General features: G+C 37.5%; 12 protein-coding genes. 9 read left to right on the top strand and 3 right to left on the bottom strand.

Features of this window, described 5'->3' with window-relative positions; genetic code table 11:
• From ASG38_RS03925 to ASG38_RS03910, 4 genes are all read left to right on the top strand, one after another.
• The coding region (locus tag ASG38_RS03925) for an HAD hydrolase-like protein (protein ID WP_235498559.1) at positions 1–507 on the top strand (507 nt) is incomplete at its 5' end.
• A 33-nt stretch (positions 508–540) separates the two neighbouring features.
• On the top strand, positions 541–1170 hold the full coding sequence (locus ASG38_RS03920) for a chloramphenicol acetyltransferase (RefSeq protein ID WP_056067347.1): 630 nt from the start codon (positions 541–543) through the stop codon (positions 1168–1170).
• Positions 1171–1215: 45 nt separating this feature from the next.
• Entirely contained in the window at positions 1216–2619 is a 1404-nt protein-coding gene (locus tag ASG38_RS03915; protein WP_056067345.1) for a hypothetical protein, read from the top strand.
• A gap of 9 nt (positions 2620–2628) precedes the next feature.
• Positions 2629–3531 (top strand): histone deacetylase, encoded by a 903-nt coding sequence (locus tag ASG38_RS03910; protein WP_056067343.1) that lies wholly within the window; start codon positions 2629–2631, stop codon positions 3529–3531.
• A gap of 121 nt (positions 3532–3652) precedes the next feature.
• Here ASG38_RS03910 and ASG38_RS03905 read toward each other — a convergent pair whose 3' ends face one another.
• Positions 3653–3985 (bottom strand): single-stranded DNA-binding protein, encoded by a 333-nt coding sequence (locus ASG38_RS03905; protein WP_056067342.1) that lies wholly within the window; start codon positions 3983–3985, stop codon positions 3653–3655.
• Positions 3986–4171: 186 nt separating this feature from the next.
• Between ASG38_RS03905 and ASG38_RS03900 the strand changes: the two genes are divergently transcribed.
• The 4 genes from ASG38_RS03900 (at position 4172) to ASG38_RS03885 (ending at position 9386) form a co-directional block, all read left to right on the top strand.
• On the top strand, positions 4172–5698 hold the full coding sequence (locus ASG38_RS03900) for a bifunctional GNAT family N-acetyltransferase/carbon-nitrogen hydrolase family protein (RefSeq protein ID WP_056067340.1): 1527 nt from the start codon (positions 4172–4174) through the stop codon (positions 5696–5698).
• 122 nt (positions 5699–5820) lie between these two features.
• Positions 5821–6186, top strand: coding sequence for a hypothetical protein (locus tag ASG38_RS03895; protein WP_056067338.1), 366 nt, complete (start codon positions 5821–5823; stop codon positions 6184–6186).
• Between the two features lie 10 nt (positions 6187–6196).
• Positions 6197–8584, top strand: coding sequence for a M28 family peptidase (locus ASG38_RS03890; protein WP_056067336.1), 2388 nt, complete (start codon positions 6197–6199; stop codon positions 8582–8584).
• Entirely contained in the window at positions 8571–9386 is an 816-nt protein-coding gene (locus ASG38_RS03885) for an NAD(P)H-binding protein (protein ID WP_056067334.1), read from the top strand. The genes ASG38_RS03890 and ASG38_RS03885 overlap by 14 nt, the downstream gene beginning before the upstream one ends.
• A 208-nt stretch (positions 9387–9594) precedes the next feature.
• On the opposite strand, the gene ASG38_RS03880 is transcribed toward ASG38_RS03885, so the two are convergent.
• Positions 9595–10119 (bottom strand): hypothetical protein, encoded by a 525-nt coding sequence (locus ASG38_RS03880; protein WP_157486019.1) that lies wholly within the window; start codon positions 10117–10119, stop codon positions 9595–9597.
• Between the two features lie 357 nt (positions 10120–10476).
• A complete protein-coding gene (locus ASG38_RS03870) occupies positions 10477–12534 on the bottom strand; it encodes a M13 family metallopeptidase (protein WP_056067329.1) in 2058 nt (685 codons plus the stop codon).
• Between the two features lie 121 nt (positions 12535–12655).
• Here ASG38_RS03870 and ASG38_RS03865 point away from each other — a divergent pair, with 121 nt between their 5' ends.
• On the top strand, positions 12656–13330 hold the full coding sequence (locus tag ASG38_RS03865; RefSeq protein ID WP_056067327.1) for an SCO family protein: 675 nt from the start codon (positions 12656–12658) through the stop codon (positions 13328–13330).
• Positions 13331–13332: the final 2 nt, after the last annotated feature.

The raw sequence follows: 13332 nt of genomic DNA, 5'->3' as shown, positions 1-13332 counted from the left end.
AAAGGATATATCCTTTCCATGATTGAAGCTGCCATGAAAATTTCAAACAAGACCATTAGCGTTGATGTCATTGAAAAAATCATTGAATACGGCAAAGAATTGCTTCAAAAACCTATAGAACTGCTTGATGGAGTTGAAGAAACATTGGAAGCCCTGCACGGAAAATACAAACTGGTTGTTGCCACAAAAGGTGATTTGCTTGACCAACGTCGTAAATTGCATAATTCAGGACTGGGACATTATTTCCACCATATTGAAGTTATGTCAGACAAACAGGAAAAAGATTATCACGACCTGCTGAACCGATTGGAAATAAAACCCCAGGAATTTTTCATGATTGGGAATTCCTTAAAATCAGACGTATTACCTGTATTGGGAATAGGAGGCCATGCCGTACATATCCCTTTCCATACGACCTGGGCACATGAAAAAATAGACCATAAAGTAGAACACAAAAATTTCAAGGCTTTAGACAAGATTACCGAGGTTCTGCCTATTTTGCTATAATTAAAATACAACAGCACCTGTGCTGAAAACATAATGAAAACCAAATTAGACCTAAACAACTGGCCAAGAAAAGAACACTTTGAATTCTTTAGCAAATTCGAGGAACCTTTTTTTGGTATAACTGCCACTATAGACTGCACCCAAGCATATGAAACCGCCAAGAAAAAAGGCACTTCTTTCTTTTTATACTACTTGCACAAAACATTGGCAGCGGTTAATGCCGTTGAGAATTTCCATTACAGAATTTCGGAAGGAGAAGTATACCGCTATGACAAAATTGATGCTTCACCTACTTTAACTAGAGATGACAATACGTTCGGTTTTTCATTGGTCGAATTTTTTCCAGATTATGAGGTTTTTGAAGCTAAAGCCAAAGAAGAAATCGAAAGAGTCAGGAATACGCCGGGTCTGTTTACAAGAAACTTCGAAGTAGACAACCTGATTCATTTTTCTGCTATTCCCTGGGTAGATTTCACTTCACTGTCACATGCCCGTAGTTTTTCATTTCCGGATAGCTGTCCTAAAATTTCTATCGGAAAGATGGTTGTGCAAGACAATGGGAAAAGAACCATGGCCATTTCCGTCCACGTTCACCACGGATTAATGGACGGGTTGCATGTCGGGGAATTTTTCAATAAATTCCAGGAATTAATGGATTCTTAAACTGGTATTATTTTTGAGCAGAAAGAAACTAAAAAACAACAGCTTATGAAAAAAATATTCCTTTCGCTTTTTACTCTTTGCTGCGTCAATCTTTCTTTCGGCCAGACATTGCTTGCCTCACATCCTTTGGAACTAAAAAAGGCAACAAGCTATCATCAGATAGTTAATGCCGTCAATGACCAAAATCAGGTTTTTGTATTTGCCTCAGATAAAGAAAAATTAAAAGTATTGAAATACAACAATGCCTTGTTTTTCAAAGACAGTCTATCTGTAAACCGTCCTGATAAAAACTACACCGCTATGGTAGGATTTAGTTTTGAAGATAACGGAAATCCTTACCTGTATTGGTCTTCTGATGATTATACAAAAATCCAGTCACACTATTTTGATTTCAACAACAGGGCATCAGTAACAGCTTCCCACCAGCTTTCTCTAAAAAATGAAAGTATCATTTCCGTCTTTAGCGAAAACAATTCATTCTACATCCTGTCGTTGCCCCAAAAAGAAGATAAGCTGAAATTTTACTGCTTTAATAAAGGGCAGTTAGATGAAAAAATCATTGATTTTTCTTCTTACAAATTCATGGACGAAAAAGGAAAATCGTCGACTTTTTCCAGTCTAATCAAAGAGAATGGGATTGAGAAAATCGACACCCGTTCTTCAAATCCACTTTTCCAAAGTGTTCCCAAAATAAAATTTTATATTACAGGGAGACACATGATGCTTACTTTTGATTCATCCGGCAGGACACAGCTATTTGACATTGACCTTACTACTTTTGCTATAAATGAAAAAACAATTCCAGCACTCACATTAAAGGGAAGTGGCGGCCAGTCCAACTCTTATTTCCACGACAATAAATTATACCAAATCAGGGCCAATGAAGAAGAATTGGCAATAGCTGCTGTTGATATAGCAACCGGAGAAGAGCTTAAAAGATATACTGCCGGTTCCAAAGATTCCATTTCGTTTAGAAATTCTCCTCTCTATTCCCAAACCGGAAACCAAAGAGGACAGGAATTAAAAAACACTAAAAAATTCTTCAATAAATTAAGCAATTCCTCTTTAGGAATTACCGTATATAAAACTCCTGCTTCCTTGATGGTGACTGCTGGCGGTATAAGAGACGTAAGTTCTGGTGGCGGAATCTTACTGGGAATAACAGCAGGTGTAGCGATGGCTATTTCCGGAAGCTATTATGTTCCAGAGGATATATTTGACAGCCAAAATATGCAAACTAATTATTTTGAAAGTCTTTTTGATGATAAATTTGAACATAAAAAAGGCCCGCAGCAAGGATTGGCTGTAGATTACATATCGCAATTCCTGCACGAAAACAATGTTTCTCTTGTTTCCGTTTTCCCATATAAGGATTATTTTATCATGGGGTATTATGATTCTAAAAAGAAAGAATATGCAATGCGGAAATTTGAAGATTTTAATGAGTAATCCCTGTTGATGCTTCCCATAGCTTTTCATCCCATATACAAACATCCTCTGCCGGAAGGACATCGTTTTCCGATGTTGAAGTACGAACTGCTTCCGCAACAATTGCTCCATGAGGGAATTGTTTCCGAAAGCGATTTTTTCAAACCGGGAATCCCAGACCTGCAACACATCCTGGCAGTTCATGATAAAGCATATGTTGACGAGCTGGTTAATCTGACTTTAGACGCAAGAGCCGCACGTAAAATAGGGTTTCCGCTTTCTGCCGAATTGGTTGAACGCGAACTCCGCATTGCGCAAGGCACAATACTGGGCTGTGAAAAGGCATTGCAATACGGCATAGCCTTTAACATAGCAGGAGGCACTCACCATGCCTACTCGAATCGTGGCGAGGCCTTTTGCCTGTTGAACGACCAGGCCATTGGCGCACAATACCTTCTTGACAAAAAACTAGCATCAAAAATTCTTATCATTGATTTGGATGTCCATCAGGGCAACGGAACAGCGGAGATATTTCAGAACAATTCTAATGTTTTTACTTTTTCTGTCCATGGAAAATCGAATTATCCGTTCAAAAAGGAAACCTCTGACCTTGATATTGCACTACCGGATAAAACCGGAGATGAGGAATATCTTAAGATTATAAACGATACGGTTCCCAAATTAATCGACCGTGAAAAACCAGATTTTATCTTTTATCTTAGCGGAGTAGACATACTGGATTCTGATAAACTCGGAAAATTGGGCTGTTCAATAAACGGATGCAAAAAAAGAGATGAAATCGTATTGTCTCTTTGCCGCAAGTTTGAAATTCCTGTCCAATGCAGTATGGGCGGAGGCTATTCACCGGAAATAAAAACTATTATTGAAGCGCATACAAATACCTATCGAATAGCTAAGAATATCTTTTCATAAAAAAACCATCTCAACATTGAGATGGTTTGGAGGGGAATTAATCTGGATGGCGCTTAAATGTTTCTGCTTTATGGTACAATTTAACTGGACATTTGCGACATCTTAAAAAATTTCAAAAGAATTATTTACCCAACAATATAATCTCATTAACCACAATTTCCGAGATGTATTTTTTTTCACCGTTTTTGTCATCATAACTTCTATGGACTAACTTACCCTCAATGGCTATCTGGTCACCTTTTGTGACATACTTTTCCATAATTTCGGCTGTTTTTCCCCATGCCGCTACAGAATGCCATTGCGTATCTGTAACTTTTTCACCTTTGTCATTAGTATAAACTTCATTGGTAGCAATAGTAACGGAAGCCAGTTTTTTCCCACCGTCAAAATTCTTGATGTCCGGGTCCTTTCCGGTATGCCCTATAAGCTGTACTCTGTTTCTTAATGTGTTCATGGCGTTTCGTTTTAAAGTTTAAATTATTTCAAAATTAAATCAAACCGTATGTTTAACTAATATCACAAATATGTAACGTTTTGTTTAATTTATTCGGTAAGTATTCGTTTACTTTCGATTGTAAACGTTTGTAACCGCTTGTAAACCGAAAAAAATGCCGTAACTTTCGGAAAATGATTTTTTTTTATGCAGGCAGAAATTAATAAAGTCGAATTACGAAACTTACAGATAGAAGATTATAAGCAGCTCAAGACTTCCATGTTGCATGCTTATGATGAATTTGACGAACCCTACTGGGAAGAAAAAGAAATAGAAAAATTGCTTTCGGTTTTTCCGGAAGGACAACTCGTCATTCTCGTTGATGACAAGGTGGTTGGCTCTGCTCTTTCCATTCTCGTGAATTACAAAAAAGCCAGTTCCAACCATACATACCAAAAAATCACGGGAAATTTTTCTTTCTCCACACATGACCCGGATGGAGAAGTATTGTATGGTATTGATGTCTTTATCGACCCTGAATACCGTGGACTACGGTTAGGAAGGAGACTCTATGATGCCCGAAAAGAATTGTGCGAAACCTTAAACCTGAAATCGATAATATTTGCCGGAAGGATTCCAAAATATTCTCAATATTCGGAAGAAATGACCCCGAAAGAATATATTGACAAGGTAAGGCTGAGTGAATTGTATGACCCGGTACTTTCGTTTCAGTTAAGCAATGATTTCCACGTATTGAAAATCATGAAAAACTATCTTGAAGGCGATATCAGTTCTCAGGAGTATGCCGTACTGCTGGAATGGAACAATATCTATTACGAAAAAAGCCCTAAGCTTATTAATGTCAAAAAAAGTGTCATCAGGCTCGGACTCGTACAATGGCAGATGCGCCCTCTTGCCAATCTGGAAGCCCTTTTTGAACAGTCGGAATTTTTCATCGATGTCGTTTCGGGCTACAGTAGTGATTTTGTGTTGTTTCCTGAGCTGTTCATTGCTCCTTTGATGGCTGATTATAACCATCTTTCTGAAGCCGATGCCATCAGGGAAATTTCCCATTTCTGTGAACCGATTCGCAAGAAATTCCAGGAATTTGCCATTTCATACAACATAAATATCATTACCGGCAGCATGCCTTACACAGAAGATGGAAATCTTTATAATGTAGGATTCTTATGCAAAAGGGACGGAACTTATGAAATGTATACCAAAATACATATCACTCCTAACGAAGTTCAATATTGGGGAATGAAAGGTGGGTCTGAAATCAGGACTTTTGATACAGACTGTGGTAAAATCGGCATCATGATTTGTTATGATGTAGAATTTCCTGAGTTATCACGATTAATGGCAGATGAAGGAATGGAAATTCTTTTTGTTCCTTTTCTTACCGATACACAAAACGCTTATACCCGCGTAAAATTTTGCGCCCAGGCCAGAGCTATCGAAAATGAATGTTATGTGGCCATAGCCGGATGTGTAGGCAATCTTCCGAAGGTAAACAACATGGACATCCAATATGCACAGGCAGCCGTCTTCACTCCTTCTGATTTTGCCTTTCCTTCTAACGGAATCAAGGCAGAAGCTACTCCCAATACAGAAATGACACTCATTGCCGATGTCGACCTTGACTTGTTGAAAAAACTACATGAACAGGGAAGTGTCAGAATATTAAAAGACAGGCGCGATGATTTATATAAAATTAAAAAGCTGAAATAGAAAAAAATTTCTGATGTTTGTGTAAGAAAAAGATGTAGTTAGCTTTCGTAAAAAGTTTTAACCATAAAAGTTATAAGCTTTTATGCCATTTAATTAATATTTACACCAAAAAAGAACAATATATGCCAAAATCATGTTTAGAATGTAAGGAGAGGATTATGGGTCGGGAAGACAAAAAATTCTGCGGTGATGGATGCAGGAACGCTTATAATAACAAAATAAATAAAGATTCAAATAATTTAATGCGGAACATTAACAACAAGTTACGCAAAAATTACAGAATTTTATCGGGGATAAATTCTGATGGCAAAATACAGGTTTCCAGGTCAAGATTGCTCACTAAAGGTTTTGACTTTGAGTTTTATACCAGTACGCTGCCAACAGAAAACGGAAATACCTACTATTTCCTGTATGACCAGGCCTATTTACCTGTAAAGGATGATTCCTTTATAATAGTAAAGAAAGAATATTTAACACCACCTAAATAATCTCAACGGAATGAAAAAAAGATATAGTTCCCTTATTTCTGCTTTACTTGTCGCAGGAATTATCTATGGGATTTTCTTTGCAATGATGCCCCAAAACATTGCCGAAGAAGAAGTCCCACTGACGGAATTTTCTACCAAAAGAGCTCTTGAACAAGTCTCCTCTATAGCAAAATCTCCACATTATGTAGGTTCAGAAAATCATAAAGCCGTTGCTTCCCTTCTCGAAAAAGAACTTCAAAAACTCGGATTAGAAACGACAACACAAGAAGGATATACGTTGACAGAATGGGGAAATCTGGCAAAATCAAAAAATATTCTTGCCCGGATAAAGGGTTCTAACAATTCCAAAGCACTGATGCTTTTGTCGCATTACGACAGCGCTCCACATTCATCTTCTCTGGGTGCTGCTGACGATGCTTCCGGAATTGCTACCATACTGGAAAGTGTAAGGGCATTTCTTGCGAACAAAACGGCCAACAAAAACGACATTATCATTTTGTTTTCTGATGCGGAGGAACTGGGACTGAATGGAGCTGCTCTTTTTGTTACGGAGCATCCCTGGGCCAAAGATGTCGGGCTTGTCCTGAATCTCGAAGCAAGAGGAAGTGCCGGACCGTCTTATATGCTGATGGAAACCAACAAAGGAAATGCGGCCATGGTGAAAGAATTCACAAAAGCCAATCCGGGTTTTCCTGTTTCGAACTCTCTGATGTACAGCATTTACAAAATGCTTCCCAACGACACAGACCTGACGGTTTTCAGGGAAGAAGGAAAAATACAGGGATTTAATTTTGCTTTTATTGACGACCATTTCAATTATCACACGCAACAGGATGACATACAACATCTGAGTCCTACTACTTTAGCCCATCAGGGCACCTATATCGTTCCTTTACTTAAATATTTCTCCAATACCAATCTGAGTACCCTCAACGATGGCGAAGATTATGTTTATTTCAACACTCCTTTTTACTTTGTAAGCTATCCATTTTCATGGAACTATATACTTGTTACTATTGCGGGAGTGCTTTTCATTTTCATTGTTTTTATCGGCATAGGCAAAAGAGCCTTATCCATTAAAGAAATCGGACGTGGTTTTGCCCCGTTCTTTGCTTCTCTTCTGGTTTCGGGTGCTGCTGCTTTCCTGGGATGGAAAGTCCTGAATGAATTTTATCCTCAATACAAAGACATTTTACACGGATTCACCTATAACGGCCACTATTACATAGGCTTTTTTGTCTTTATCAGTTTGGCCATCAGTTTTGCTTTCTATAAAAAATACTATTTCGAAAACCAGGCGATGAACTTTGCCATAGCACCTTTGTTCCTGTGGCTTCTGATAAATATTGCACTGGCGATTTATCTTCCCGGGGCAGGATTCTTTATAATTCCTGTTTTTTGTGCACTTATCATGCTGGCTTATTATGTAATTACACAGAAAAAAAGCTGGATACTGAACCTTATCCTCAGTATTCCGGCTTTTATAATTTTTATCCCGTTCATTACTACATTTCCAATCGGATTAGGACTAAAACTATTGGCCGGAAGTGCAGTATTAACCGTTTTGGTATTTACGCTTCTGCTTCCTGTTTTTGGCTATTATTCAAAAAAAGGTATCTGGGCCACGGCTATGCTTTTGATTGCAACTGGCTTTTTTATAAAAGCACACCTTGAGTCTGGCTATGAACCCGGAAAAGCAAAACCAAACAGCCTCCTGTATGTTTACGACGGTGATACCGGAAAAGCATTATGGGTGACCTACGACCAAAACCTTGATAGCTGGACCAAAGGATATCTTAGTGAAAAACCTTCTGATGCCAAACATTTGGAACCTTATAACCTGTTTAGTAAATACAATTCCAAATTTACCTATTCGAATTCTGCTCCTGCCAAAGAACTGGAAGAACCTACTATCCAATTCCTGCGTGATACGGTAATTGGAACCCAAAGGCACCTTAAAATTAAAATCAGTCCTAACCGGAAGGTAAACCGCTATGATATTTTTGCGCATGAAAACCTTACTTTCCATAACCTGAGAGCCAATGGGGTAAAACATATCAACCAGAAAGGTTCTGCTTTTAAGAGAAAAGGAAGAAAACTTTTGAGCTATTATGTAACAGATAATGAGCCTTTGGAATTGCAGTTCAGTATTGCTTCAAAAGCGGTGCTTGATATGGATTTGATGGAATCTTCTTTCGACCTGATGAGCAACAAAATGTTCAGTATTGCAAAGCGTGAAAACTGGATGATGCCAACACCTTTCGTACTAAATGATGCAGTAGTCATAAAGCAAAAGATAAAACCTAATTTCAGAAAGGAAATCATTCCTGAACAGCTATTAGACAGTCTACAGCAACAGCCAACAACTCTGGAAATCAATGCCAATGCAGCAAATTAGTATCTTAGGTTGCGGATGGCTCGGATTGCCTTTGGCTAAAGCTTTACTAGAGAAAGGATTTTCAGTAAACGGCTCGACAACTTCCGAAAACAAGCTTAGTATTCTGGAAAATTCCGGAATAAAGCCTTTTTTAATTGCTGTAAGTTCTGAAGGAATTCAGGGAAACCTAAATGATTTTTTGAATGGTTCTGAAATTCTGATTATTGATATACCGCCAAAACTAAAAGGCGATACAAATGAAAATTTTGTAAAAAAAATGCAGAATCTGGTTTTGGAAATAGAAAAATCTTCCATTAAAAAAGTACTGTTTATAAGTTCAACATCGGTATATGCTGATACTGAAAATACTCCCGTTATCACAGAAGAAAATACTCCAAATCCGGATACCGAAAGTGGCAGGCAGCTTTTTGAATCTGAAAACCTCTTACTGAATAATCCTAAATTCAGTACTACCGTTTTGCGTTTTGGAGGATTAATAGGTGAAGACCGCCATCCTGTAAAATTTCTCTCAGGCAGAGAAAACATTGAAAATCCTGACGGACCTGTCAATCTTATTCATCAACAAGATTGCATCGGGATTATTGAAAAGATTATTAAAAAAGATATTTGGAACGAAACATTTAATGCTGCAGCACCCATCCATCCGGGGCGAAAAGAATATTATACTCAAAAAGCGGAAAGCCTTGGTTTGGAAGTACCGAAATTCAATGTTGAAAAAAAATCAGTTGGGAAGATTATAATTAGCAATAAGCTAGAAGCCATTTTGAATTATAATTTTGAAGTAATGGACAGGAATTTTTAATTTAAAATAAGTTTAAATCCCTTTTCTATATACTTACAAGTTAATGTAAATGACCTGACACTATTTGTATTTTTTAAAAAACTCGTCAGGGGGCAAACGAGTAGCATCATACTTTTTAATTGCATTAGGTATTGCAAAGGCTAAGTAAACTATCAGCAAGACCAAAACTATATACCCTATCTTTTTTTTTGTTATCATGGCGCTTATTTTATTTACATTTTTTACAAACTGTAGACTGTAAGCAATTCATATATGATTCTTGTTGGGACTTTGTGTCTACCGGGAGCCCTGAACATGAAAAACTTATAAAGAAACTTACTTTTTGCCAAAAAGTACAGGCATCCAAATAAATAGTACCATTTTTATTTCTTGTGCATGGGTCTTTATCGTGAGTTCCTAACACCTTTGCTTCAATCTCATGAAGTAATTTTACGTAATCTTCTACACTCTCTTTTTTGTACTTTTCGTAGAATGAATTTAAAATTCCAACTATAGAATTTTGATATGTTTTTACTTTGTCAAAGTCTTGCTTGTTTAATGCTTTTTCCCAATTCTTTATTTCTAAATCAATATTACTGTCTTTTACATCTTTTTCAAATGCCACTACTATATCAGAAGACATCCTTTTTCCTAAAACACTAAAATCATCCTTTAATTGATTTATTTGCCCATTCTCATCATCACAAGACAAAAACATGACACTGCTTAAAAACAAAAACAACGCTTTTTTCATGATTATTAAATTTTTAAAAATTGAATTTCTATTTTTTAAGGGTTTTCAAGTTACTAATGGCACACATATGTATTTGGAAAGTTTTATTTTCCCGTCATTCTTAATAAGAATTACAAAAGAAGCAGCCAAAAGAACCTTATTTAGGATTTGAATTTTAGATAAAACTAACACTTAAAAACATAACATCCACTACACAAATTAGTAGAATTTAACTCTCAAAATAAAATCCATTATTTTGTGTAGTGTGCATCACATAGTATTAAAAAGTAGAGCTTAACTTTTAGTAAGAGGTTTTTGAGAAAGAGTAGTTTTTGATAAATAAAAAATCCCAAGCTCACACTTGGGATTTTTTATTTTTTACCAGATTTTAACTCTCTTTTCCGGTTCTACATACATTCCGTCTCCTTTTTTGATTTTGAATGCTTCATAGAATGCGTCCACATTTTGAAGTGGCACATAAGCCCTGTACATTCCCGGTGAATGCGGATCTGTTTTTACCTGATTCTTAATAGCTTCATCACGGGCTTTGGTTCTCCAGATGGTCGCCCATGAAATAAAGAAACGCTGTTCAGGAGTATATCCGTCAATCAATCCCGGACGTCCGTTCTCTTTTAAATACAATTGCAAGCCATCATAAGCTGCATTCACACCACCTAAATCTCCGATGTTTTCACCTAAAGTAAATTTACCGTCAACATAAATTCCAGGTAGTGGCTGCAAAGCACTGTATTGGTCTGCCAAAGCACCACCCAATCCTGTAAACTGCTTCAAATCGTCGTCAGACCACCAGTTTACCAAATTTCCATCGGCATTATATCGGGACCCTGAATCGTCAAATCCGTGTGAAATCTCATGTCCTATAACCGCTCCGATTCCTCCATAATTAACAGCTTCATCCGCTTTGTAATCATAGAATGGCGGCTGCAGGATAGCTGCCGGGAAAACGATCTCATTATACGAAGGGTTGTAATAGGCGTTTACAGTCTGAGGCGACATAAACCATTCATCTTTATCAACCGGTTTGTTTAATTTTTCGATATCTTCCTTATAATTCCAACGGGCTGCATTTTTAATGTTTTCAAAATAAGTTCCTCCTTTTTCAGGAGCAACGATTGTCAATGCAGAATAATCTTTCCATTTGTCAGGATATCCAATTTTGATTCTTGACTTGTGCAGCTTTTCAATGGCACTTGCTTTTGTAGCTTTTGTCATCCAAGGCAATCTGTTGATTCTGTTTTCAAAAGCCAGGAAGATGTTTTTAATCATCATTTCTGCCTTCGCTTTTGCTTCTGGCGGGAATTTTTCAGCAACATATAGTTTTCCTAAAGCTTCACCAATCATTCCGTTTACTGTCTGCAATGCTCTCTCGTCGCGAGGTCTTTGCTTCACAGCTCCTGTCAGGGTTTTGCCATAGAATTCCCAGTTTGCCGTTTCAATTTCTGTTGAAAGTGTTCCGGCAGATTTGTTAAGCAACGTCCATTTCATATATTCTTTCCAATCCTCAACTTTGTTTTGCTTGAAGATTTCTTCCAATGCAGTCATGTATTTTGGCTGAGATACGATAACTGAATCCAATTTTGGAAGTCCGATTCCAGTCAAATAGGTATTCCAGTTAATAGAAGGAGTCAGTTTCTGTAAATCGGCAATAGCCATCGGGTTGTAGGTTTTCCTTCTGTCTCTTCGTTCCACTCTATCCAATCTCGGCTTGGCCATAGCAATTTCCAATGCTACAATTTTCGCCGCATTTTTCTTCGCTTCATCTGGTTTTTCGCCAAGATATTGCAACATTCTGGCAACGTGCTGTTCGTATTTTTCTCTTTTTTCTTTTGAATCGGCTTCATCAGAAACATAATAATCCCTGTCCGGAAGACCTAAACTTCCTAAACCAACGGTTACCACATTTCTGTTACTGTTTTTAGCATCAGTACCTACTCCGGCTCCTGTAAATCCAACTCCGCCTACCGGCTCCATATCAATCATCAGGGCTTGAAGGTCTTTTACATTTTTAACCGCATTGATTTTTGCCAGATACGGTTTTAGAGGAGCAATTCCCTGTTTGTTCCTTGTTACCGTATCCATAATAGACTTGTAAAGATTTACAGCCTTGGCCTGGTCTGATTTAGGGTCCAGCTTTTTATCCGAGACCGCTTTCTTGAGGATAGCTAACGCATCTTCATCTGTTCTCTGGCGAAGTTCGTCAAAACTTCCCCAACGAGTCCTGTCAGCAGGAATCTCGGTTTCCTTAACCCATTTTCCGTTAACAAATTTAAAGAAGTCGTCATTGGGTCTTACTGACAAATCCATATATTGGATTTCAATACCAGGATGTGGTGATTTTTCCTGGGCATTCGCCGAAATTGCGGTCAAAATCATGGCCGTTACGGACAGCATACCCTTATTCGAAATTATTTTCATATAAAACTCTGTTTGTGTTGTCACAAATTTAAAAAGTAAACCAGTTGCATCAACTTATATAACTGTTAAAATAAAATCTGCATGACGCTTTCTTTTGTAATTTTGCAAAAATTTCTTCTGCATGCTTACCTTTTTTAAAAAATATAGAATTTTCTTTCTAGTCCTTTTCCTGCTATCCGCGACCATCATCACACTCTTCTATTTTGCACTAAAGCCAAAAAAGACGCTTAAGATATACAATCCTGCCGATGTCAATCCTGAAATGGTAGACACCACGGTACAGTATGTGAAAAAATACCATACCATTGATGATTTTTCGTTTACCAACCAAAACGGAAAAACAATAACCCAGAAAGACTATGAAGGAAAAATCTATGTAGCCGACTTTTTCTTTACGACCTGCCCATCAATCTGCGTACCAATGGGTGAAAATATGGCATGGCTTCAGGAACAGATTAAGGACAATCCTAAAGTGATGCTGCTTTCCCATACCGTAATGCCAGACATTGACACGCCGGAAGTTTTAAAAGCTTATGCCGTTAAAAAAGGAGTAATTGACAGCAAATGGAATCTGGTTACGGGCGATAAAAAAGACATTTATTATATTGCCAGAAAATCATATCTCGCCGTGAAAACTTCAGATTCCAGCGAGTTATATGATATGGTACATACCGAAAATTTTGTGTTGGTAGATACAAAAAGAAGAATCCGCGGATTTTATGACGGCACCAAACTTGAAGAAGTCAAAAGACTACTGGAAGACATTAATTATTTGAGTAATGAAAAATCAGAATAAAA

Source organism: Flavobacterium sp. Leaf359, from assembly GCF_001423985.1.
Lineage (GTDB): Bacteria > Bacteroidota > Bacteroidia > Flavobacteriales > Flavobacteriaceae > Flavobacterium > Flavobacterium lindanitolerans.
This window is presented reverse-complemented; position numbering and strand designations above follow the sequence as displayed.